The 21,526-nt window shown below is 71.9% G+C and carries 21 protein-coding genes and 1 tRNA gene; 7 read left to right on the top strand and 15 right to left on the bottom strand.

All coding sequences use genetic code 11. The annotated features are described in order from the left end of the window. Nucleotides 1-3: 3 nt before the first annotated feature. From ACFYP3_RS10010 to ACFYP3_RS10020, 3 genes are all read right to left on the bottom strand, one after another. The gene (locus ACFYP3_RS10010; RefSeq protein WP_388829576.1) at nucleotides 4-1,497 is read right to left on the bottom strand and encodes an amidohydrolase family protein; all 1,494 of its coding nucleotides are present in this window, start codon (nucleotides 1,495-1,497) and stop codon (nucleotides 4-6) included. A gap of 205 nt (nucleotides 1,498-1,702) precedes the next feature. Continuing rightward, nucleotides 1,703-2,374 carry a hypothetical protein gene (locus ACFYP3_RS10015; RefSeq protein WP_388829579.1) on the bottom strand — a complete coding sequence of 224 codons (672 nt, stop codon included), beginning with the start codon at nucleotides 2,372-2,374 and terminating at the stop codon, nucleotides 1,703-1,705. Nucleotides 2,375-2,741: 367 nt separating this feature from the next. Then, complete coding sequence (locus ACFYP3_RS10020) at nucleotides 2,742-3,449, bottom strand: 4'-phosphopantetheinyl transferase family protein (protein WP_388829582.1); 708 nt, start codon at nucleotides 3,447-3,449, stop codon at nucleotides 2,742-2,744. Between the two features lie 160 nt (nucleotides 3,450-3,609). Here ACFYP3_RS10020 and ACFYP3_RS10025 point away from each other — a divergent pair, with 160 nt between their 5' ends. Continuing rightward, on the top strand, nucleotides 3,610-4,950 hold the full coding sequence (locus tag ACFYP3_RS10025) for a hypothetical protein (RefSeq protein WP_388829585.1): 1,341 nt from the start codon (nucleotides 3,610-3,612) through the stop codon (nucleotides 4,948-4,950). Nucleotides 4,951-5,064: 114 nt separating this feature from the next. Beyond that, on the top strand, nucleotides 5,065-5,649 hold the full coding sequence (locus tag ACFYP3_RS10030) for a DinB family protein (protein ID WP_388829588.1): 585 nt from the start codon (nucleotides 5,065-5,067) through the stop codon (nucleotides 5,647-5,649). Nucleotides 5,650-5,685: 36 nt separating this feature from the next. On the opposite strand, the gene ACFYP3_RS10035 is transcribed toward ACFYP3_RS10030, so the two are convergent. The 4 genes from ACFYP3_RS10035 to ACFYP3_RS10050 all read right to left on the bottom strand — a co-directional run bounded on the left by ACFYP3_RS10035 (nucleotide 5,686) and on the right by ACFYP3_RS10050 (nucleotide 9,872). Beyond that, nucleotides 5,686-6,258 (bottom strand): hypothetical protein, encoded by a 573-nt coding sequence (locus ACFYP3_RS10035; protein ID WP_388829591.1) that lies wholly within the window; start codon nucleotides 6,256-6,258, stop codon nucleotides 5,686-5,688. After that, entirely contained in the window at nucleotides 6,251-8,107 is a 1,857-nt protein-coding gene (locus tag ACFYP3_RS10040) for an alpha/beta hydrolase (RefSeq protein ID WP_388829594.1), read from the bottom strand. Before ACFYP3_RS10040 ends, ACFYP3_RS10035 begins: the two co-directional genes overlap by 8 nt. Before the next feature lie 8 nt (nucleotides 8,108-8,115). Further along, nucleotides 8,116-8,565 carry a hypothetical protein gene (locus ACFYP3_RS10045; RefSeq protein WP_388829597.1) on the bottom strand — a complete coding sequence of 150 codons (450 nt, stop codon included), beginning with the start codon at nucleotides 8,563-8,565 and terminating at the stop codon, nucleotides 8,116-8,118. 317 nt (nucleotides 8,566-8,882) lie between these two features. Next, nucleotides 8,883-9,872 carry a GlxA family transcriptional regulator gene (locus ACFYP3_RS10050; protein WP_388829689.1) on the bottom strand — a complete coding sequence of 330 codons (990 nt, stop codon included), beginning with the start codon at nucleotides 9,870-9,872 and terminating at the stop codon, nucleotides 8,883-8,885. A gap of 235 nt (nucleotides 9,873-10,107) precedes the next feature. Between ACFYP3_RS10050 and ACFYP3_RS10055 the strand changes: the two genes are divergently transcribed. Then, nucleotides 10,108-10,698, top strand: coding sequence for an isochorismatase family protein (locus ACFYP3_RS10055; protein ID WP_388829600.1), 591 nt, complete (start codon nucleotides 10,108-10,110; stop codon nucleotides 10,696-10,698). Nucleotides 10,699-10,809: 111 nt separating this feature from the next. Here ACFYP3_RS10055 and ACFYP3_RS10060 read toward each other — a convergent pair whose 3' ends face one another. Continuing rightward, a complete protein-coding gene (locus ACFYP3_RS10060; RefSeq protein ID WP_388829603.1) occupies nucleotides 10,810-11,679 on the bottom strand; it encodes an alpha/beta fold hydrolase in 870 nt (289 codons plus the stop codon). A 43-nt stretch (nucleotides 11,680-11,722) separates the two neighbouring features. Between ACFYP3_RS10060 and ACFYP3_RS10065 the strand changes: the two genes are divergently transcribed. Then, the gene (locus tag ACFYP3_RS10065) at nucleotides 11,723-12,085 is read left to right on the top strand and encodes a MarR family winged helix-turn-helix transcriptional regulator (RefSeq protein ID WP_388829606.1); all 363 of its coding nucleotides are present in this window, start codon (nucleotides 11,723-11,725) and stop codon (nucleotides 12,083-12,085) included. 84 nt (nucleotides 12,086-12,169) lie between these two features. Here ACFYP3_RS10065 and ACFYP3_RS10070 read toward each other — a convergent pair whose 3' ends face one another. Next, nucleotides 12,170-13,399 carry a tryptophan 2,3-dioxygenase family protein gene (locus ACFYP3_RS10070; RefSeq protein WP_388829609.1) on the bottom strand — a complete coding sequence of 410 codons (1,230 nt, stop codon included), beginning with the start codon at nucleotides 13,397-13,399 and terminating at the stop codon, nucleotides 12,170-12,172. Between the two features lie 311 nt (nucleotides 13,400-13,710). Here ACFYP3_RS10070 and ACFYP3_RS10075 point away from each other — a divergent pair, with 311 nt between their 5' ends. After that, the gene (locus tag ACFYP3_RS10075; RefSeq protein ID WP_388829612.1) at nucleotides 13,711-14,442 is read left to right on the top strand and encodes a DUF4328 domain-containing protein; all 732 of its coding nucleotides are present in this window, start codon (nucleotides 13,711-13,713) and stop codon (nucleotides 14,440-14,442) included. Nucleotides 14,443-14,499: 57 nt separating this feature from the next. Here ACFYP3_RS10075 and ACFYP3_RS10080 read toward each other — a convergent pair whose 3' ends face one another. Then, nucleotides 14,500-15,219, bottom strand: a complete 720-nt coding sequence (locus ACFYP3_RS10080) for an MFS transporter (protein ID WP_388829615.1) — start codon at nucleotides 15,217-15,219, stop codon at nucleotides 14,500-14,502. A gap of 23 nt (nucleotides 15,220-15,242) precedes the next feature. Here ACFYP3_RS10080 and ACFYP3_RS10085 point away from each other — a divergent pair, with 23 nt between their 5' ends. Then, nucleotides 15,243-16,040: a hypothetical protein gene (locus ACFYP3_RS10085; RefSeq protein WP_388829617.1), complete on the top strand. Its 798-nt coding sequence runs from the start codon at nucleotides 15,243-15,245 to the stop codon at nucleotides 16,038-16,040. A gap of 151 nt (nucleotides 16,041-16,191) precedes the next feature. Here ACFYP3_RS10085 and ACFYP3_RS10090 read toward each other — a convergent pair whose 3' ends face one another. The 4 genes from ACFYP3_RS10090 to ACFYP3_RS10105 form a co-directional block, all read right to left on the bottom strand. After that, the gene (locus ACFYP3_RS10090; RefSeq protein WP_388829620.1) at nucleotides 16,192-17,187 is read right to left on the bottom strand and encodes an LLM class flavin-dependent oxidoreductase; all 996 of its coding nucleotides are present in this window, start codon (nucleotides 17,185-17,187) and stop codon (nucleotides 16,192-16,194) included. A gap of 109 nt (nucleotides 17,188-17,296) precedes the next feature. Beyond that, the gene (locus tag ACFYP3_RS10095; protein ID WP_388829622.1) at nucleotides 17,297-17,719 is read right to left on the bottom strand and encodes a VOC family protein; all 423 of its coding nucleotides are present in this window, start codon (nucleotides 17,717-17,719) and stop codon (nucleotides 17,297-17,299) included. A gap of 100 nt (nucleotides 17,720-17,819) precedes the next feature. Beyond that, a tRNA-Trp gene (locus ACFYP3_RS10100) sits at nucleotides 17,820-17,894 on the bottom strand. Nucleotides 17,895-17,970: 76 nt separating this feature from the next. Continuing rightward, the gene (locus ACFYP3_RS10105; protein WP_388829625.1) at nucleotides 17,971-19,590 is read right to left on the bottom strand and encodes an alpha/beta hydrolase; all 1,620 of its coding nucleotides are present in this window, start codon (nucleotides 19,588-19,590) and stop codon (nucleotides 17,971-17,973) included. A gap of 256 nt (nucleotides 19,591-19,846) precedes the next feature. On the opposite strand from ACFYP3_RS10105, the gene ACFYP3_RS10110 reads away from it, so the two are divergent. Next, nucleotides 19,847-20,647, top strand: coding sequence for a YqjF family protein (locus ACFYP3_RS10110; RefSeq protein WP_388829628.1), 801 nt, complete (start codon nucleotides 19,847-19,849; stop codon nucleotides 20,645-20,647). 49 nt (nucleotides 20,648-20,696) lie between these two features. On the opposite strand, the gene ACFYP3_RS10115 is transcribed toward ACFYP3_RS10110, so the two are convergent. Then, entirely contained in the window at nucleotides 20,697-21,479 is a 783-nt protein-coding gene (locus ACFYP3_RS10115; RefSeq protein ID WP_388829631.1) for a lysophospholipid acyltransferase family protein, read from the bottom strand. Between the last annotated feature and the right edge of the window lie 47 nt (nucleotides 21,480-21,526).

A 21,526-nucleotide genomic window follows, 5' to 3' on the forward strand; every position in this document is an offset into this window, starting at 1 on the left:
CCATTATCCGGGCCGGCCGGCGGCGCGGAGACGGGTGGCGGCCGCTTCGGCCTCCCGTACGACGCGGTCCGTGTCGACCTCGACCAGACGGCCGCCGAGCTTCAGCGGCCGTCCGTCCACGAACACGGCGTCGACGTTCTCGGGCCGTCCGTTGAAGACGACCTGGCCGACCCAGTCGAAGCGGGGCGCGAAGTTCAGGGCGGCCGGGTCCACGACGACGACGTCCGCCCGTTTGCCGGGGGTCAGGGAACCCACCTGGTCGGCGATGCCGAGGGCTTCGGCGCCGCCCAGCGTGGCCATCCGCAGGATGTCGTGCACCTGCGGGAAGACGGCGGCCTCCGTGGCGCGGGCACGTTGCAGGCCGATGGCCGTCTTCATCAGCGCGTGGAAGTCCGAGCTGTCGTTGGTCCCGCCGTCCAGGCCGAGCCCGACCTTGACGCCCCGCCGTCCGAACTCGGACAGCCGCATGATGCCGGAGGCCAATCGCATGTTGCTCAGCGGGCAGTGGGCCGCCCGCACGTCGTGCGCGGCGACGGCGGCGATCTCGGCGTCGGTGAGGTGGATCGCGTGGTTGATCAGGAGCCGCGGCCCCAGCGCGCCGATGTCGGTGAGGACCCCGACGGGGTCGTCGGCGCGCTGCTCGGGGCGCTCCAGGACATGGGAGTTGAGCATGACGCCCAGGTCCTGGGCGATGTCCCAGTGAGCGCGGTTGAGGTCCTCGACGGCCCGGGCCGCATGGGTGGCGACCTGGAAGGATCCGAGCGGAAGGGGGTCGACGAGTTCCTTCTTCACCTTCGTGACCAGCACACCGTCGGGCCTGGGCGGGAACATCGCGTAGGTGAAGCGCACCCCGGTGCCGGCCAGGGCCCGTACGTAGCTCTCGACGAGGTCGTACGAGAAGATGTCCACCCAGTCCACCAGCGTGGTCACGCCCGACTGGACGGCGTCGAGGGCGGCGAGTCGCACGAAGCTGTGGACGGCGGAGGGTGTCAGTCGGCCGCGCTGGGGGTCGGTACACCCCTGGAACCAGCCGAACAGGTCGCGGTCGGTACACCCACCGCGGATCACCGCCTGCCAGAGGTGGGTGTGCGTGTCGACGAATCCCGGCATCGCCAGCTTGCCCGAGGCGTCCACCAGGCGGGCGCCGCGCGGCGCCCGGAGAGCGGGGCCCACGGCGGTGATGGTGCCGTTCTGCATCAGGACGTCGGCGTTCTCGACGGCGCCGAGGGGGCCGCCGCCCACGGCGGGGTCCATGGTGAGTACCAGCGAGGCCCCGCGGAGCAGGACCGTCCGGTCTCCCTGGACGGGCTCGTCGACCTGGCCGTCCTGGCCTGTCCGGCCGATCTGGTCGACCTGTACGGGCTGGTGGGCGGGGCGGCCGCGGAGCGCGGGACCGGCGCCGGCGCCGAGGACGAGCGGGGCGGCGGCGGCCAGACCGAGGCCGGTGAGCAGTTCGCGCCGGCTGGGGGCCGACGGCGGTGTGGGGATCGACTGCATGGCGTGGTACCTCCCGAGGGCTCAGAACGGAAGGCCCGCCCGGGCGACGCCGTGGGGGGCGTCGGGCAGCGGCGGGAGATCACACGCAGCATGCCCAGCGAAGGGCCCTTCGATAGGCGTCCGCGGAAAACATTTTCCGTTCCGGTCATGTGCCGGCCACATCGCCGCTGCCCGCCCCGCGCGCCGACCGCTCCGTCCCCGCCGGTCAGGCCCCGGAGCCGGCGAGGCGACGCATCGTGTCCATGAGCTCGGGCGGCGGGGCGATGCTCATCGTCCTGCTCTCCTCGTGAAAGACGGTGATCGAGGTGAGGCTGCCTGCCCGCCACCAGAACACCCGCGGCGAGAGACGTCCGGGGCCGTCCTCGTAGGCGCCGAGACCGAACTGGGCGAGGTCGTTGACGGCCTCGCCGACGTGGCGGTCGGCGAGCGGGTAGAAGACGAGGTTGTGCCGGTTCGGGACCGTCAACAGGACGCCGTCCGCGGGCAGTTCCGGTCCGCCGGCGGCGCGTACCGCTTCTTCGAAGACGAGCGCCTTGCTGGCGGCATAGACCGAATCGCCGCCGATGATGTGGAGGACGGCGCCACCCGGCCGCTCGATCGTGTCGTAACCCACCGGCTCCGCCAGGAGGTTGGCGCGCGCCGCCGCGTAGAGCACCGCGCGGTCCACCCGGGCGACGTCCTGGTCGTCGAGCAGGCGGACGTTGTCCGGGGTGTCGTACGCGACGCCCTCCAGGAGATCGGGGGCGACGGGCCGCAGGTAGCCGAACTGGTGGGTGGCCTCCGGCGGTATGGACTCGGCGGCGGCCAGCCGCAGGTACACGTTCCGCAGCGGATCAGCGGCGGAGTGCGGGGCGTTGGGGGGAGTCGGGTCGGTCATGCGTGCTTCCTTCGGCCATGGTGGGGTGGTGCGTCGGTCGCCCCGGGCATGGCCCGACCCGCGCGCGGGCCATGGCCGGCCGGGCAGGGGTGGGTTCGGCGGGCTGGTGAGGAGCTCGCGGGGCGACCGGACGGGAGGATCGCCCTTGCGGGGTGCGTCCCTGTCTGTGGGTCAGGTCCGTGATCAACCGGACACCGGCACCGTACCAGCGCGTTGCGGACGCCCGCAGTCCGGGGCAGGGCGTCTGCGGCTCGCCCCGAGGGCAACGCACGAGACCCCGGGACGAGAGTCCCGGGGCCTGGCTGTGCACTTCGCTTGACCGCCCGGTTCAACGACGGACCGGGCGTTGGGTCACGCCCACGGGACGCTACTCGGGGTCGTTGGCGGTGGCGAGGGCGGCGGTGTAGCCGTGGGGGGCGGGGAGGTCGGTGAGGGTGTAGCCGGGGATGCTGGCGGGGGTGGGGTGGGAGCTGACGTAAGGGTGCGTGAGGCCTTGCGCGAGGCCGTGGCCGGTGGCTTTGAGAGCGGCTTCCTTACGGGTCCAGACCCGGGCGAGGGCTTGGGGGCGCTGGGCTTCGGGGAGGCTGGCGAGTTCGGTGGTCTCTTCGGGGTGGAGGGTGTGGAGGACGTCGGTGACGGCCTGGGGGGTGGGGGTTCGTTCGATGTCGATGCCGACGGGGCGTGTGGCGAGGGCGAGGTAGGCGAGGTCGCCGCTGTGGGAGAGGTTGTAGTGGAGGGGGCCGTCGGGTGTGGCCGGGCGCCCGTGGGGTCCGCCACAGGTGGGGCAGTCCTCGCGGGTGAGGCGGACGCGTTCCGGGGGGAGGTTCAGGTAGGCGGCGAGGATGATGCGCAGGCCGAGGTGGGCGGCGAGGTAGCGGTGCCGGTCGGCGGGCTTGATCATGCGTGCGGCGCGGGTGCGTTCGTCCGCGTCGAGGATGGTCGCCGCGTCCTTGACGGGGTGTCCGCCGAGGGTGTCGGCGGTGGTGTCCCAGGCCCAGACGACGGGGCCGCTGTCGTCGGGGGACGGTCCGATGTGCGGTGGCTCGCCGCCGAGTTGATTCACGTGCTCGATCACCTGTCCGAGGGTAGACCAGCCGCCGGGCGGCTGGGCCGGGCACCCGGGGTACCCGGGCGGGTGGCGGGTGTGGTCCGCCCGCCGTTGGTCGCGCCGTCTGCGGCGTGGGGTTTCGGTGTGCGGGTGATGCGGCGGTGTGTGGTGTGAGTACGGTCTGCTCATGTACTTGAGTGGAGCGGGGCACGTGCAGGAGCAGGCGCGGGGGCATGTCCTCGTGGTGGCGGGTGATGTGGCCGTGCGTCGGCGTGTTGTGCAGTTGGCGCCGAGCGCCAATGTGGCGGCGCTGGCCATGGTTCCGGGTTCGGTGCTGCTGGGTAGTGACGTGCCGTGTGACACGGTCTGTTTGGACGGGGCGCGCGACCCGAACACGGTCGTGACGCGGTTGCGGACTGCTGCCGCGACGCGCGGCCCGCTGTTGGTCTATCTCTCGGGTCGGCTGACGGTCGACCGCCGTGGCGGTGGGTTGTGCTTCGCGCTGGCCGGGACCACGGCGGGCACGGTCCGGTACAGCGCGGTGCCGTGGGAGTGGCTGAGTGCTGAGCTGCGGGGACGTCCGGCGGGGCTGACCACGGTGGTGGTCGACCTCGTCGCGGACAAGACCGCGTGGCCGTTGCTCCAGGAGCACGCCGGGCTGCCCGTTTCCGAGTCGGCGGAGGTGTACGGGGTGGTCTGCCCGCCGGCTTTCGCCCCGGCCGCGGCGGGCGCCGCGGTGAGCGGCTATACCCGGCATTGGATCGAGCAGCTCCGTCGAGGGCCGGGCCGTCCGGCCAATGTCCAGGTGCATGCGCTCGCGGTGTCGGCGGCGGCGCTGCCCCCGGGGACCCTGGTCCTGCCGACCGCGCGCGAACTCGGTATGCGCCCCGGCCCGCAGAACGGACCCGGATACCCCCAGCAGACGCACGTCCCTCACCCGTCACCCCACCCCGAGCAGCCGCAGGCACCCGCCGCACCCCCGGTCTCCGCGCCTGGCTCCGCGCCTGGCTCCGCGCCTGGCTCCGCGTCGCCCCCTCCACCGGACTCCGAGCCGACTCCGGGCGCCGCGCTGGTTCGTGGCGGGGGTGGGGATCCGCGGCCGTACATCCACGCCTTGGCCGTGGAAGGCCGTCACGAGGAGGCGGCCGACCTGGCCCGGATGTGGGAGGAGCACGTGCTCCGGACGCGCGGGCCCGCCTCTCCGGAGGCCATCGGGTGGGCAGAGATCCGGGCGGATCTGGCACGGATGGCGAGTGATTTCCCCTCGGCGACCCGGCTGTGGATCGGCGCGGGTCAGGCCCGTCTGGCACGCCAGGGAGCCGGCGCGTTGGAGGTGCACGCCGCCGCGGCCGGCGCGCTGTACTGCTGGGCGCAGCTCAGGGACCGCACCCTCGTACGGCAGTTCGGCCCCGACCTGGTCGCTCTCCTGCGGGTCCTGCCGCTGGCGGACCCCCGCCACCTGCGTCTGGCCGAGCAGCGGCTGGAGGCGCTGCACCTCACGGACCGCCCCGGCGCCCTGCACCCGTAGCCCCCGGAACCGGACCGGATCCGCACGCCGTGGGCCGGCCTCGGCTATGCCGGCCGTTGCGGACCACATAGGGGATCTTGAGACCCCGAGCAGCCCATGGCAGGCTCAAGCCGCATGATCGATGAATTCGCGAAGGACACCCTGCACGGGAGACTGCGCCGGGACCGCGAGGCGCTGCTCTGGAAACTCGACGGCCTGTCCGAATACGACGCCCGCCGACCTCTGACCGCGACCGGAACCAACCTCCTCGGCCTGGTCAAACACGTGGCCACCGTCGAGGCCAGGTACTTCGGCGAGGTCTTCGACCGGCCTTCCCCGGAACCGCTGCCCCGGTGGCAGGACTCCGACGGCAGCGATCTGTGGGCGACGCAGGACGAGACCCGCGACCAGATCATCGGGTTCTACCGGCGCACGTGGGACCACGCGGACGCGACGATCAACGAGCTCCGCCTCGACGCCCCCGGGCACGTGCCGTGGTGGCCGCAGCCCCATGCCGACACCAACCTGTTCGCCGTCATGGTCCACGTCCTGGGCGAGTCCGTCCGGCACGCCGGGCACGCCGACATCCTGCGCGAGGGCCTCGACGGCCGGACCGGGTTGCGCGCCGAACACGAGAGGCAGATCGACGAGGAAGCCCGTGCGGCCTACTGCGCGAAGATCGAGCAGGCCGCCAGGACGGCCGCACCGATCAACGCGTAGAGGTCGTCCCACATGCCCCGGGGACGGGCGTGTTCGTCAGTATTCGCCGTCGAGGGCCTTCGCGGATTCCGCCTTGAAGCACTTCGACACGACCTTGAAGAGGATCATGGGGTTGCCGGTGGCGGACTTCTTGCTGCCGGTGACGTGCAGGGCGAATTGTTCGGCGTCGTTCTCGGCGTAGATCTCGGGGTCCTGCGCCTCGCTGTTGGCCTTGCCGTCCTTGGTGATCTTCCAACCGTTTTCGTTGAGCGCCTTGCGCAGGTTGGTGATGCCGGTGTCGACCTGTTCGTCGGTGATTTCGTAGACCGACCAGGGGTGGGACATGGAGAACAGGTCGTCGCCGTATTCGCGGCAGCGGGTGACGCTCGGGCCGGGTTCGGTCACCTTGCCCTTGACGCCGGTCATTTCCAGGAGGGTGCTGGAGACCTGCTTGGTTTTGGTGCGGGCCGGTTCGGGGTCCATCCGCGCCGGTGTGTAGTTGAGTTCTTTCACGTTGGAACACCCCACAGAGAGTGTGGACAGCAGGCCGGTGAGGGCGACGGCGAGTGCGGTGGCCCTGATGGTGCGCGTGATGCGGCGGGTGGTGCCGCCTGTCCTGGTGTCAGCCACGCTGGACCTTGTCATAGCGGCCGGCGACCACGTTCGCCTGGTTTTCGATGCTCAAGGAGTGATCTCTCCAGTAGTCGGTGTGGCTGTCGGCGTCGTTTGCCATGATATTCGCTCCGAAGCTTTCGTCGGAGGGCACGTTCGATCCCCAGATGGTGCCGAAGGGCAGCATGTCCTCCCACCAGTCGGTGGGGCCGCCGAGGCCGGCGACCTTCCCGCCCAGCGGCACCTGGTCGTCCAGGGTGCCGGCGGCCTGCGACCACACATGGCCCTCGCCCGCGTCGAGGTCCTTGGCGTGTTCGACGAGCATGCCGGGACTGCCGACCGCGATCATGTCGTCGGCGCGCAGGTCACCCGCGTTGGACGCGGCACCCAGGACGGTGCTGCCGTAACTGTGGCCGATGATCGTGGTGTGGCTCTTGTCGTCGCCGCCCTGGAGGTTCTCCAGGCCCTGCATGAACCGGTTGAGGTCGGGGGCGGCGGTCTCGGCGTAGTGCTTCTTCATGGCTTCCGGCACGATGCTCTGGGGGGCGTCGTATCCGATCCACGTGATGGTGGAGACGTCCTGGCCGGGGGCCCTGGCGTGGGTCTCCTTCCACAGCTCGCTCATGTGGTGGATGTAGTCCTCGGTCTTGGTGATGTTGGTGTAGGTGCCGGGGACGAACACAGCGGTGTGGGCGGCGGTGTCGGGATTGCCGTTGGCGACGATGGCCCGGCCACCGCCGCTCGTGTCGAAGCCGAGGAGATAGGCCTCGGGCAGGCCCTCCTTGCCGGTGGCGTTGAACCGGTCCTGGATGGCGTTCATGCCCTTGAGGTTCTTGTCGAGGAATTCCTTGTCCTTGGCGTACTTCTTGTCCCACTCGGACCAGGCGGGGTTGAGGACCGCCGCCGGGTAGTCCCGCCCGGAGGGAATGTACTTCTGCGGCTGCGGGGGGATGCCGTTCAGCCGGAGCTGGAACTCGCCGTGCTTCTCCGCCAGTACGGTGCGGTTGGCCTCGTCCCGGATCACCGACGGCAGCCCGTCCAGCGCGCCGACCTGCGCCGCGTTCAGCGACAGGTACGCCTGCTGCTCGTCGGGGGACAGGCCCTTCCACCAGTCGGCGTTCGCCTTGGGGTCGCTGCCCTGGGGCGGCGGGGGCTTGATGTGGTCGAGGTAGTCCTTGGCTCCCGCGCGCACCTCGCCGGTGTCCGCCTGGGCGTCGGCCCAGTCGGAGTCGGAGACGACGAGGTCGTCGTCGGCCTTGAGCTTGCGCAGTCGGGGCGCCCACTGGGTGTCGGCCTCGGTGGCCTCGGCCACCGCCTGGGCGATCCGGTTGGCTATCTCCACGGCCTTGCCGAAGTTCGGGTTGGGGTGGATGTTCGCCGCCTGGCGTTCCAGCGCGGCGGAGAGGTCGTTGGCGTCCTTGGTGGGGTCGATGACGTTCCCGGACGGTTTCCCCTTGGCGCTGCCGGTGACGGTGCCGCCCTCGGGGAGCTTGCCGTCCTTCTCCGTCCCACCGGGCGGATAGCTGACCGAGCCGTCGGCGCCGACGGAGAACTTCTGGGCCTCGGCGTCGGCGACGGCCGCGTCCAGCTTCCGTTTCGCCTCGGTGAACGACGCGGCGAGCGCGTTCAGGGAGGTCGCGGCGAGCCCGCACTCGACCTGCGTGTAGTGGAAGTTCTGCGCCAGGCCCCGGAGCTGGATCAGGGCCTCGTCCACGGCCTTCCCGCGGAGTCCGGCGCGCAGCCGGGCGGTGATCTGGCCCTCGGCGCTGCCGTAGGCGTGGTCGGCCATCGCACTGACCGACTGGTAGCCGTCGGCCGCCTCCGTGAACTCCGACGGCTTCAGAGCCTTCAGGGTTGCGTAGTCCATGTCCGCGCTCACCGGCCCCCGTTGTTGCCGCCGGTGGCGGGCGTGTCCTTGTACGTGTCGTTCATGCGGGCGAAGTCACCGCGCAGGGTCTCGTCATTGGAGACCTGACCCTTGCCCGCCGAGATCATCGGCCCCTGCAACGTCGTGCACTTGCCGACCAGACCGTCGAGATACGTCTTCCACGACGTGTACAGCTCGCCCTGCGCGGTAGCACTCTCCACGCCGGTGACGGCCGCGCCCTTCTGGCCGGTCTCGAACTCGATCAGCGCCTTCTTGATGGCCGTCACCAGCTCGCCGACGTCCTCGCTGCCCTTCTTCCAGACCGCCAGGTCGGACTTGAGGTCCTCACCACCACCACCGCCGCCATCGGGTGCGGCGCTCGCCAGCCGCATCTGCGCGCCGGCCGCGGTTCCCCCTTTGAGCCCTGCCCACTCCGCGTCGAAGGACGTCATGCTCACCCGAGCCCCCGTAACAATCTGCGAATGCAATGATCGAACGGTCATCCTACGAGCGCCCCGGCGTGGTCGGCACCCCACCCCGGCCCGCCGTGACGGGCACCACCCGCCGCCCCCGACCTTCTGACCGGTATGTCCCCGTTGGCTGCGGCGTCTGACCCGCCGGACCGCCCCCGCGGGGAACTCGCCATCGCCCGCACGGCCGTCTGCCTGGCCGGCTTCACGCTCACCCGACCCTCACCACACCTTCACAGCCGCCCCTCACGGCTGCCGTCACGGCTGGTCGGCGCGGTGTGCGGCGGTGAACGACGGGGGAGCGCTCATGGGGTGTGGCGGAAGCGGCTGCGGTATTCGGTGGGAGTGGTGTTCAGTTTGCGGCGGAACGCGCGGATGAGGGTGTCGGGGGTGTTGAAGCCACAGGCCGACGCGACGCGTTCCAGGGTGTCGTCGGTGGATTCGAGGTGGTTGCGGGCCGCCTCCACGCGGGCTGCTTCGACGTACGCGGCCGGTGTCGTGCCCAGTTCGGTCTTGAAGATGCGGGTGAGTTGCCGTTCGCTGACGTGGGCGTGCTCGGCGAGGTCGGTGACGGTGAGCCGGCCGGCGATGTTGCCGGTGATGTGGTGGCGGATGTCGTCCATGCGCCGGGTCGTGGAAAGCGGCTCGATCGGGACGCTGAACTGGCTCTGCCCACTGGGGCGCTTGAGGTACATCACCAGCTGCCGGGCGACGCGCAGCGCGACCGCCTCGCCGAAGTCCTCGGCGACCAGGGCCAGCGAAAGGTCCAGGCACGCGGTGATCCCGGCTCCGGTCCACACGTGCTGGTCGCGGATGAAGATGGGGTCGGCGTCGACCTCGACGGCCGGGTGGTCGGCGGCGAGCTGCTGCGCGGTCGACCAGTGGGTGGTGGCGCGCCTGCCGTCGAGGAGCCCGGCGGCAGCCAGCAGGTGGGCCCCCACGCACACCGACGCGATGCGCCGGGACCTGCCCGCCAGCTCCTTCACCCAGCGCACCACGGTCGCGTCGGTGACGGCGTGGACGCGCGAGTCGTCGTCGATCTCGACGGAGCCGGGAACGATGAGGGTGTCGATGCTGCGCGCCGCGGCTTCTTCGAAGGTGAGGTCGGGCAGGATCCGCACCCCGGCGGAGGTGGTGACCGCGGCCATGGTCTCGGCGGCGAGCGCCACGTGGTAGCCCTGCGCGCTGCCGGTCTCCCGCCGCAGCAGGGCGAACACCTCCGGGGGGCCGGTGACGTCGAGCAGGTCGACGCCGTCGAAGAGGAGTACGACGAAGAGCCGGTTCGGGCCGCTCACGGGGATGTCCGTCCAGTCAGGGGCGAAGTCGAGATCGAAGTCGAGGTCGAAGTCGAAGCCGAAGCCGAAGGTGTGGGGTGGTGGTGGCACGACATCACAGCGATGTCGGTATCTGCAAGTTGCGTGACATTGCCGCCATGCGGGCGGGGTTCGTAGCGTGGGTGGTGCGCCACCGCGTGTGGCCCGTCCCTTCTTCTCGATATCGATATCGATACGCGATCCGAAACGGTGTGGCATGTCTTCGACGACCCTGCGTGAACTGAACGGCTTCGACCAGAGCCCGGCCTCCCTGGCTGCGGCGACCGTGGTCCTGATCGACTACCAGAACACCTACACCCGCGGTGTGATGGAGCTGGAGGGCTGGAAGGAGGCGCTGGACGCTGCTGCCGAGCTGCTGGCCCGGGCCCGCGAGGCGGGCGCGACCGTCGTCCACGTCGTCAACGACGGGGGCGAGGGCACCCCGTACGACATCCGGGCCGAGATCGGCCGGATCCACCCGGCCGTGGCGCCGGCCGAGGGTGAGCAGGTCGTCGTCAAGACCACCCCCGACGCCTTCCACGGGACGAACCTGGGCGAGGTCGTCGACGGTGCCGGGCACACCGACCTGGTCCTCGCAGGGTTCATGACCCACATGTGCGTGCAGTACACGGCGGCCGGTGCGTTCTTGCGGGGCAACCGGCCCACGGTGGTCGCGGACGCCTCGGCCACCCGCCCCCTGCGGGTCGCCGGTGTCGAGGTGCCGGCCGTCCAGCTCCATCACGGGGCGCTCGCCACGGTCGAGGACCTGTACGGCGTGGTCGTGCCGTCCGCCGCGGCCCTGGGCTGACCGGCGACGCCGTCGGGAAACGTCCGGGAACCGGGGGTCGGCGGGCGCGGGGCCCGAGGCCGAGGCCGAGGCCGAGGCCGAGGCCGAGGCCGAGGTGCGGCCGTCCCGGGGTCAGCGGGCCAGCAGGAGCTTCTTCAGGAGCTGTGCGGTTGCCCGGGGGAAGGCGGTGTTCCCGTTGTGGCCGCCGGGGAACTCCACCGTCTCGGTGCCCAGTCGGGCGGCCAGGGCCCGTGCGCAGCGGTGGGTGTGAACGGTGGGGCGGGTGGTACGGCCGGTGGCCGCGATGATGCGCGTGCCGGCCAGGGCCGCGGCCCGAACCGGCTCCGCCGTTCCGGCCGGGTCGGTGGTGAGGGCCGTGAACTCCGTTTCGATGAAGAACCGGAAGTTGGCCTGCCGACGGGGTGTCAGCGGCTGGGGGGTGAGGTTCTCCTCGGTCGCGTCGTGCGCCGCGTCGATGCCGAGGTGCGCCGTGATCGCGGGAAGGGCCGCCGCCAGACCCCCGGCCGCGTAGGCGGTCTGGATGGCCGTCAGCTCGCCTGCGTGCTCGGCGCGCTCGGCCTCGGGCAACAGGCCCGGCATCACCGGCTCGTGCGCGATCAGGATGCTCAGCAGGCCCGGGTGGCGCACCGCGGCCTGCAGGCCGATCGCGGCGCCCATGCTGAACCCGGCCATCAGGGCGGGCTCGTCGGTGACCTCGGCGAGCAGGCGGGCGACGTCGTCGGCGTGGTCGGCCATGGTGACGGGCTGGGTGGGGGAGTCGAGGGTGCTGCGGGAGAGGCCGCGGCGGTCGTAGGTGACGACGGTGAACGCGTCGGCCAGGAGCGGGACGAGGTCGACGGTGCGGTCCGCGTCGCCTTCGCCGCTCTGGGACAGGAGCAGGACCGGGCCGCTGCCCTGGGTCTGGAAGTGGAGGGTGGCGCCCGGGACGGCGAGCGGACGGACGGTGGCGGCAGCGGTGGTCGTGGTCGTCGGCGTGATCATGGCGAATCCCCCTGGGTGTGGCGGTTGTTGTCAGCGTCGGCGTGTGGTCGCCCACCCCGCGACGACCGTCGGTGAGATCGCCGGCCGGACCGGTCTGCCGCAAAGCCAGGTCTCCACCGCCGTCGCCCGCCTGGAGCGGGCGGGCGCGGTCGATACGGAGCCCGACCCGGCCGACCGTCGCCGCCGCCTCATCCGGCCCGCCGCGAAGCCCTCCGCCCGCGTCGCGGAGGTCCGTGCGACGACCGTCGTCGACGCCTTGGCCGCCGCGCTGGCCGGCCCGGACGGCACCGCCCCGCAGCCCGGCACGGTCCGCGAACTCGCCGGGGCCCTCGACCTACTGGCCCGCCTGCTCACCCCCTCGGGCGCCGCCCGGGCCCGCTCCCTCGACACCCCGCCCACGCCGTAAGCCGTCTCACGGTCGCGCTCTCGCAACCGGCACCGGTGGCTGCGAACTCCGGGCAGGCACGATGCCGGGCTCGGTCCGGCCACCTCAGGGGTCGCGTCGTCCGTTCAGCCGGCCGAAGAGCCGGTTGTCCAGGCACTGCGTCAGGTACGGCACCCCCTCGGTGTCACCCGAGCCGCGCGCACTGCCGAGCATCCGCGTCGCGAGACTGCGGTGCGTGGACTTCCACCGCTGGTGCCGCTCCTCCAGCCCGCCCAACGCCGTGTGGAAGAGGTTCCAGTCCGTCCAGCTGAACCGAGCCCTGCGGCGAAGGTCGAGATACGCGCGCGTGACCGTGTCATGGTCCGCGTCCTGCGCCTCGGCCCGCACCGCCGGAACACTCGTGAACGCCTTCGATCCCAGACGCTCGGCGTGCGGCAGACCGCACAGGATCTCGAACCGCTTGTACTGCTCGGACTGGATGGCACTCGCGCCCTGAGTGAACTCCCGGAACCCGTCGAACTGCTCCGGTCGCATCGTCGCGACCAGCCTGAACAGCGCCGAAGCCCGCTCGAACGAGGCGGCCGCCCGGTCCACGGACTGCGCCGCCGCCTCCAGAGAGCCGTCGCGCAGCGCCGCGACCGCCGCCCCCACGTCCTGCGCGATCGCCGTGAACACCATCTCGTGGGCCTGCAGCGCACGCATGAAGAAGTACTCGTCGTGCAGCACGTACACGGGCTGCACCGTCACCTCGAACCAGCGCCCCGCCGCCGTCGCGGCCGGCCGCGGGAGCAGCTCCGCGGCCCGCGGGCTCACGTCCTCGACGTCCAGTCCGTCGTGGTCGTGCGCCACGAACCGCAGGGCGTGCCGCAGCCGCCTGCTCAAGGTCACCGCCCCGGGCCGGTCCCGGTCCCGGCCGGGGGCCGCATGCGCCGGATCCCGCGTCGGAATCCGCGCCGGTTCCTGCGGCGCGGACGCACTGCGCGTCTCGAAACGCACCACGTCGGCTATGAGCCAGGTCGCCAGCCGGTTCGGCCCCGGCCCGTGCCTGGGCTCGTCCGAGATCAGCTCCAGCAGCGGCAGGGACAGGTACGTCCGGTTTCCGTACCGCTCCTCGTGCTTGTCGAGCAGGCAGTCGAGAAAGGCCCGCAGGAAGGGCCGGCGGCCCGTGGCGTGCCGGCGGCGGATCTCACTCAGCTGAAGCAGGAACGGCTGCGGCAGAAAGTGCTTTCCAGCCCGCCTCACCTCCTCCGTGATCACCCGGGCCAGGTGGATCCCGTCCAGATCGCCGTCGACCTGCCCAGCGGTCGCCCACCGCTCCACTTCCTCGAAGGTCAACGCGCACGGACCGACGCGAGGCCGATCGGCACACTGGTGTGCACAGCATTCGGAATTCATCACCCATCGACTCCTCACACGCTCCGGCGGGCCTCACAGGCTCCGAGTGAGGCGGAGATCCCAGTAGGCGTGATCGACAGCCCTCACGTCATGACTCGGACATTCGTGACTTGACACCCCGCCCCCCCCGCTCCGACCTGCGGGTACGTGATGGACGCGACGGCGTCCGACGGCATAGGGTCCCCCGGCGCTCCCCTTTCGGCGAGCCACGCTTGCGTCACTCCGTCCGTACCCGTGGGGGGTCCTTCGTCATGTCCGCAACCAGCCATCTGAAGCCGCGCCCGCTGCTGCCGGCCCGCACACCGCGGACTCCGCGTCTCCTTCCGGCCGCGGTGGTGCTGGCACTGACCGCGGTCATCGTGACCGACCTGTCCTCCCTCTACGCCGGGACGCAGGCCCACTCCTTGCTCGACTGGGAAGACGGCTTCGCCTACGCCTCCATGGACGACTGGGCCGCCGCCGACGCCCGCTACCAGCGCGCCTGGACCTTCCAGGGCCAGGCCACGATCGTCTGCGGCATCGTGTTCATCGCCTGGTTCCACCAGATGTACCGCAACGCGGTGGCGCTCGCGCCGGACCGGCTGCGTACGGGGACCGGCTGGGCGATCGGGGCCTGGTTCCTCCCGCTGATCAACTTCTGGCGGCCGTTCCGGATCGCCCTGGACATGTGGGGGGTCTACGCGACGGCGACGGCGACGGCAACGGCTCCGGTCTCCACCGGGGAGCCGGCCAAGGCGGCCGAGCCGGCCAAGCCGGCCAAGGCGGTGTTCTGGCCCGTGGGCCTGTGGTGGGGGCTGTTCGTCACCTCGGCAGCGTTCAACCAGTACACCCTGTCGGCGTACGACCGCGCCGAGGGGATCCCGGACCTGCGGGACGCCGTGGTCCAGCTGATGGTGGCCGACGTCCTGGACCTCGCTGCGGCCGCCGCCGCGATCCACTTCACCGTGCGTCTGACGGCGATGTACCGGCGCCTCACCCCCTGACCCACCACGCCCGCCCGAGCCCCGACACCCTGACCGCCGGCCCGCACCGGGGCGGGGTCAGGGCCGGCGGCCCGTTTCCTGCCCGGCGTCACCGCGGGCACGCATCGACAGCGGTGCGATCCTCCCGAGCACGACCAGCCGGTGGCGTACGGCCATGACGGTCATCGCCGTCACGGCGATGACCACACCTCCCAGCTCCAGGATCGCGTCGTAGGCCTCCTCGGGCGGCCGCTGCGGGGTCATCGCCGAGATCGCCGCGGCCGCCCCGGCCAGGGCGATCGCCCCGAGCGTGACCAGGAACGTCAGCAGCACCCCGGAAGCCTCACCCGCCCGCTCCGGCGCGACGACCTGCTGCGTGGCCACGCTGGAGAAGGTCCAACCCAGCCCCAGCCCCAGCCCGCACCACGCGAAGACCGGCACGTACAGCCACCAGGCGCTGACCTGCGCCAACGCGTACATCCCCGTGCCCGCGACCGCCCCGGCGAGTGCCATCACCGCCGTCGGCCGCATATGGCGGGCCAGCCGCGCCCCGAGCGGCCCGCTGAGGGCGACCAGCAGGGCCGGGGCCAGGAACACCGTGCCCGCCAGGAGCGGCGACAGGCCGCGTACGTCCTGCAGGTAGAGGGTGGAGAGGAAGACGGTCACGCCGTAGCCCATGTTCGAGAGCGAACCCATCCCGGTCACCAGGACGTAGGGGACGTTGCGGAACAGCCGCAGATCGATCAGCGGGTGCCGGGCCAGCCGCTCTCGCACCACGAACAGCGCGCCGGCCGCCACCGGCCGAGTACAAGCTGGACCGGGTGCTGGACGCGCTCGGCGTCGTGATGGTCGATGCGATGGGTCTGGGCAGCAGTGTCGACGCCCATGTGCTGGGCTGGTCGCACATGACCAGTGCCGTGGACGGGGACCGGCTGACCGTCGAGATCGCCGCGGCGAACCGGCTGGGGATGGACGAGCCGATGCTCTGTCTGACCTGCGCGGACATCACCGAGTTCGACAGCCAGGGTGAGGCCGTCTTCATCGACCTGATGCGGCGGCCGGGCCCCGGCCACCGGCCCGACGCTCCCGCGTACGGCCCTGAGCACGGCCCCGAGTCGTATGATCCGCCGCTGTCCTGGGCGTTGGAACGCCTGCACACTACGGGGGCCGGCTGGATCAGGCTCGCCCCCGGCCTCCCGGACGCGGCTTTGCCCCGTCTCGGCGGAGCCCATGAGGCCGAGTGGATCTCGTACGGCGGGTACATCCAGGAAGCGGTCCTGTGGTTCGGCGTGGACGAGCAGTGGACACCCCGGCCCGACCCCGTGCGCAAGGCCACCCTGCTGCCGGCCGGCGTGTCGTTGACCGGACGAGGTCTGCCGCATCCGGCCGTCAGAGCGGCCGGCCGCTACCTGTACGTGCCGGACCCCGCCGTCGTGTACGCACGCCTGCTCCCCGAGCTCGCGCAGGACCTCGCCGCGGGGCCCCTTGAGGAAGGTGGCACGCTCCTCACCTCCGACGAACTGCGCCCCACCCCCTTCGCGACCGCGTACGAGATCCCCAGGACCGGCGGGCGGCCAGGGTGTTCGTCACCGGTCCCGCCGACCGCCCCACCCTGCTGAGCGCCACACCCGCCCCCGCCGGACACGCACCCTGACCACGGGAGGTCCGCAAGCACGGGAGGCACGCAACGACGGGACGACGGGACGACGGGACACGCGCACCGGCTTGGAGACGTCCACCCGGCGGTCCGATCCCGACGCGCCCGGCTTCCTAGGGCACGGTCGTCGTGGCCGGGGTGCCGGAGTGGTTCCTGATAAGTGCGTAGGAGTCGAGGCGGTCACGCAGGTCGTGGACGGGCGTGGTCAGCATCAGCTCGTCCGCTCCGCTCTCGGCGGCCAGTTGGGCGAGCCGGGCCACGACGGTGTCGGGCGCCCCGACGGCCTGCTGGGCTCGGAACCCCGCCAGTGCCTGCCGTTCCCCGTCGGTGAAGGGGTGGGTGGCCGCCTGCGCGGGCGTGGGGAAGGGCGTCTGGCTCAGCCCCTTGAGGAGACCGGCCTTGACGACCTCCATCGGGCGCGCCCGCCACACGGCTTCCTCGTCCGTCTCGGCGCACACCGTCTCCACGCACAGCAGCACCCGGGGCTGCTCGCACCAACGGGATGGAGTGAACTTCGCCCGGTAACACTCCAGGACAGCCTGGGTGTTGTCCGGCCGGATGTGGTGGGCGACCGCCACGGGCAGACCGAGGTCGGCGGCGAGAGCGGCCCCTTGGGGGCTGGAGGCCAGCAGCCACGGCTCCGGCAGCGGGCCGAGCGCGACCTCGTCGACCAGGAACGACAGGATCGCGGCGACGTCCTGCCGGTACTCCGCGTCGGTGGTCGGCCCGGCTCCGCGGCGCAGGGCCCGCGCGGTGGCCTCGTCGAAGGTGCCGGGACCGCGGCCGATGCCCACGTCGATGCGGTCGGGGTGCAGCGCGGCCAGCGTTCCGTACTGCTCGGCCACCGTGATGGGCGCGTGGTTCGGGGCGAGCACCCCGCCCGATCCGAGGCGGATGCGCGCGGTCGACGCGGCGGCGTGCGCGGTCAGCACGACGGGCGGGAACGCGCCGATCGCGGGGGAGTGGTGGTGCTCCGCGTACCAGAGCCGGTGGTAGCCGAGCCGTTCCACGCCCTGGGCGAAGGCCGCAGTGTCCCGCAGGGTCTCCACGGCCCGGGTGCCCGTCTGGACCATGGCGACTTCCAGCGCTGAAAGAGGTATGTCGAGCATGCCGTCAGCATAGGGATCTTGCGTCTCGGCGGGGCGGCGAGGATCTCTTTCCCGCCACCCGTGATCAGCTGTCGGGGAAGCCGGTGCGGCTCGCTCGACGGTTCCCAGCTCAGACGACCGGTTCGCCGATGCCCAGCAGGTTGCCCTCGCTGTCACGGAACCAGGCGCCGCGCTCGCCCCGGGCGCCCTTGCTCGGATAGTTCCCCTCGATCTCGGCGATCGAGTCCCTCGTCTTGAAACCGGGCACGTCGACGTCCTCGAACACCACGCCCCGCCGCTTGAGCTCCGCGACCACGGTCGTGAGGTCGTCGACTTCGAACGCCATCTGCGTGAACGTGCCGGGCGAGGCTCCGGTGGACCTGAACAGCACGAAGTCCGAGCTCCCACACCGGTACAGAAGGCCGCCGGGCCGCTCGTCGACCGGCTCCAGACCGAGCCGCTCCGCGTAGAAACGCCGTGCCCGTTCCAGGTCCTGGGCGGGAAGCCGGGTCGCCACGCGCGCCCGGGCCAGAAGATCTCCGCTCACGTTCACCGCCCCAGTGTGCCCGTCCACCCGCCACGGACCGCCGCCCGACGCGCGCCGACGAGTCCCTCCTGCTCCGCTTCCACGCCTGACCGGCGGTGGACTCGGACGGAGCCGACCGGATTCGAACCGGCGTCCTCGCGGTTTTGGAGACCGCGCGCGTCGACCTCTGCGCTACGGCTCCGTCCGCCCGGCATCCTAAGCCCACACGCCCCGCCCCGGCGCACCCGGCCGGGGCGGGGTTTTGCGGCCCCTGGGGCTCAGCGCAGTGTCGGGATCACATCGCGGGTTTCGTCGACCTCGACGGCCGTGGTGCGGCGGCCGAGCGTCCCCGCCGGTGTCTCGTCCGCGCAGACGGTGCCCCGTGCGGGCAGCGCCAGGGTGGCGAGGTAGTCCGTGACCAGAGCGCTGACGCACGCGCTCCGGTTGTACGCGGTGTGTCCCTCGGCGTCGAACGTCAGCAGCCGTCCGTTCGCCAGCGTCCCGGCCAGGGCGACCGCGTCCTGGTAGGGGGTGTCGGGGTCCCCGGTCGTGCCGAGGACCAGGATCGGGGCGGAACCCTGCGCCCGGTAGGAGCCCGCGTAGCGGCTCGGGCGCTCCGCCGGCCACTGGGCGCAGGTCGGCGCGTGGTTGTGGTCGTAGGTGGGCGGCCCGAGCCCGATGGGCGGACCCAGCAGCGGCGCCGACGCCACATGGGCACTGACCAACGCGCCCAGGAGCAGCCGGTTGGCCGGGTAGACGCGGTCGGCGCACTCGACGGCCAGGTTCACGTTGAGGAAGTCGAACGAGGCGGGGGAGGGCGGGTTCAGCAGGAACGAACTCTGGCGTGCCTGCGCCGCCCGCAGGGCCTGCCCCAGCTCGGGCCAGATCTCCTTGCCCGCGTTGATGTTGAACATCAGCCGGTACGCGAGCGTGTACCCGGTGGCCGGACGCCCGCTCGCGCTGATGACCGGGTCCGCGTCCAGCGCCCGCTTCAGCTGCTCGAAGGCCTCCCGTGGCCGCCCCTCGCCGAACCCGCAGGCGGCGACGTTCTGCGCGCACCAGTCCAGGAACCGGCCCACCGCCGCGTCCAGGGCGACGAACTGCGCGGCGTCGTAGGCGTACGGCACGTCCGCGTAACGCCGCGGATCGTAGGCCCCGTCCAGGACCATGGCGCGCACCCGCCGGGGGAACTGCGCGGCGTAGACGGTGCCGACGTAGCTGCCGAAGGACCGGCCGTAGAAGGAGAGCGTCTCCTCGCCGAGGGCCTGGCGCAGCAGGTCAAGGTCCTTGGCGTTCGAGCCGGTGCCGATGAAGGGCACGAGGTCACCGGAGCGTTGCCGGCACGCTTCGGCGAAGTCGGCGCCCTGCCGGATCGCGCTCTGCAGGGCCCCCGGTCCGGGTACGCCGCGCGCGGCGTCGACGGCGGCCGCGTACTCCTTGTCGTCCCAGCACTCCACCTGACCGCTGCGCGCCACGCCGCGCATGTCGTACCCGACGACGTCGAAGGCGTCACGCAGCGAAGCGGGGAGCGCGGCATAGCTGTTACGGGCGAAGTCCACACCGGAGTTGCCCGGTCCGCCCGGGTGTAAGACGAGGACACCGGAGCGGTGTGCCGTATCGGCCGCGACCCGACGGGTGAGCGCGAGGGGGATCGTGGAACCGGTGGGGCGGCGGTAGTCCAGCGGCACCCGGGCGGTCGCGCACTCGAAACCGTCCGCCGGGCCGGCGCAGGGACCCCAGGAGAGGACGGGCACGGGTGGGGGAGCGGTCGCGGCGGTGGGGCCCGTGGCCGTGGCGGCCCCGGGCGAGACGCCGAGAAGTGCGGCGACCGTGATCAGGACAAGGGATATCCCCCACACCACTGGCTTGCGGGAGCCATCAGCCGTACGGGTCTGCATGCGGCGAACCTCCGTCATGGGCGTTGCGCGACGGGCGACAACGTAGCCGCCGGCCGCCGCCCTGTCGTCCCACCAGGAGCTGATTCCCGCCTACCCCCAGGGGTGGCGGCCCGCTCCCACCACAGGGGTACAGCCCCTCTTGCGCTCACCCACCCGTCCATGCGCCCACCCCGGTTCCCGCAGCGCCCTCGGGGATACTGGCGCGATGCCGCACACGCCGCCCGCCGAGCCCCCCGGACCCGTACCCTCCGGACCCGTGCCCCCTGGACCCGTGCCCACCGGACCCGTGCCCACCGGACCGGTACGACCCGAACTCGTGACGGCCGATCCGCCCCACCGTGCGGGCCGGCCTCTGCTCACCCAGTCCTGGCTCGACCTGACGTTCCTGCACTGGGCCGCCGATCCCGCCGACATCGCCCCGCTGCTGCCCGCCGGCACCGAACCGGACACGCTGGACGGCCTGACCTACGTCGGCCTCGTCGCGTTCCGGATGCACCGGATCGGGTGGCTCGGCCTGCCCGGCATCCCGTATCTGGGCTCCTTCCCGGAGACCAACGTCCGCCTCTACTCGGTGGACGCCCACGGCCGCCGCGGCGTGGTCTTCCGCTCCCTCGACGCCTCCCGCCTGATCCCGGTCGCCGTCGCCCGGTCCGTGTTCCGCCTCCCCTACCTGTGGTCGAGGATGACGATCCGGCACGACGGCCCCACGCTCACCTACACGAGCACCCGGCGGTGGCCCGGACCGCGGGGCGCGCACAGCACGATCACGGTGCGCCCCGGCGAACCGATCGCGGAGCCGACCCCCCTCGAACACTTCCTGACCGCCCGCTGGGGCATGCACAACGACTTCTTCGGCCGCCTCCTGTACCTGCCGAACACCCACCCGCGCTGGCGGCTGCACCGCGCCGAACTCCTCGCCTGCGACGAGGACCTGGTGACCGCCGCGGGCCTGCCCGCACCGGCCGGCCCGCCCGTCAGCGTGCTGTACTCGCCGGGAGTCCCCGTACGCTTCACCCGGCCGCCCCGTCTCCGCGCCGGCAGCAGCCCCACGACCTGACCCCACCGGCCGCAACGCCCGCGGGCGCAGGGGCGTTCGCGGTATGCGCTCAGTCGAACAGGTTGTCCCGATCGGCGAGTTCGCGGTCGATCAGCTCCTGGACGGCGCCGCGGGTGGTCTCGCCGAGTGCGCGGGCGGCGTCCCGGCGGGCGGCCAGGCCTTCGGGGCGGGCCGGCGCCGGGATCGGCTCCCCGATGGTGATGGTCCAGTTGGACGGCAGCGGGAAGGGCGTGGTGACCGGGAAGTAGGGCACGCCCAACAGCCGGGCCAGGGTCGGCACCTCGCCGAGCTTGGGACACGCCTCCTCCGCGCCGACGATCCCGACCGGGATGACGGGGGCGCTCGCGCGGATGGCGGCGACGGCGAAGCCGGGGCTGAAGGGGCGAAGCCGGTAGCGCTCGGTGAACGGCTTCTCCAGGCCGGCGATGCCTTCCGGGTACACGCCGACGAGTTGCCCGGCGTTGAGGTGCTCGACGCCGGCCGTCGGACCGATCGGCAGTGCGCCGTTGCGGCGTGCGTGGCGTCCGAGGATGGGGGTGCGGAAGACGAACGGCGCGGCGAGGAAGCGTACGCGCCGGTCCAGTGCTCTGCCCAGAACCTTGTCCAGGACGAATGCGTCGAGGCCCCAGGCGCCGGAGTGGTTGACGGCGATCACGGCCGGGCCTTGTGCCGGGATGTTCTCGAGGCCCAGTGCGACCACTCGGAAGTAGTCGTCGACGAGCCAGTCGAGGAGGCGGTCCCACGCCACCTCGCCGGCTTCGCCGAGGAGCCGTTTGGCGGAGCTGAGTTCCGCTCCGGTCGCCTTGATCATCTCGACTACGCTCTCCCGCACGTCCGGGCCTCGCTCTCGCATCACATGTCGGCCGACTCGCGGCCGGC

Origin of the sequence: Streptomyces sp. NPDC005533, assembly GCF_042871845.1 — a bacterium.
In the GTDB taxonomy this organism is placed as follows: Bacteria; Actinomycetota; Actinomycetes; order Streptomycetales; family Streptomycetaceae; genus Streptomyces.

Bases quoted from the DNA above. Each gene is read 5' to 3' on its own strand.
- ACFYP3_RS10010 (WP_388829576.1), bottom strand. From the start codon at position 1,497: ATGCAGTCGATCCCCACACCGCCGTCGGCCCCCAGCCGGCGCGAACTG.
- ACFYP3_RS10015 (WP_388829579.1), bottom strand. From the start codon at position 2,374: ATGACCGACCCGACTCCCCCCAACGCCCCGCACTCCGCCGCTGATCCG.
- ACFYP3_RS10025 (WP_388829585.1), top strand. From the start codon at position 3,610: ATGTACTTGAGTGGAGCGGGGCACGTGCAGGAGCAGGCGCGGGGGCAT.
- ACFYP3_RS10030 (WP_388829588.1), top strand. From the start codon at position 5,065: ATGATCGATGAATTCGCGAAGGACACCCTGCACGGGAGACTGCGCCGG.
- ACFYP3_RS10040 (WP_388829594.1), bottom strand. From the start codon at position 8,107: ATGGACTACGCAACCCTGAAGGCTCTGAAGCCGTCGGAGTTCACGGAG.
- ACFYP3_RS10055 (WP_388829600.1), top strand. From the start codon at position 10,108: ATGTCTTCGACGACCCTGCGTGAACTGAACGGCTTCGACCAGAGCCCG.
- ACFYP3_RS10060 (WP_388829603.1), bottom strand. From the start codon at position 11,679: ATGATCACGCCGACGACCACGACCACCGCTGCCGCCACCGTCCGTCCG.
- ACFYP3_RS10075 (WP_388829612.1), top strand. From the start codon at position 13,711: ATGTCCGCAACCAGCCATCTGAAGCCGCGCCCGCTGCTGCCGGCCCGC.
- ACFYP3_RS10090 (WP_388829620.1), bottom strand. From the start codon at position 17,187: ATGCTCGACATACCTCTTTCAGCGCTGGAAGTCGCCATGGTCCAGACG.
- ACFYP3_RS10105 (WP_388829625.1), bottom strand. From the start codon at position 19,590: ATGCAGACCCGTACGGCTGATGGCTCCCGCAAGCCAGTGGTGTGGGGG.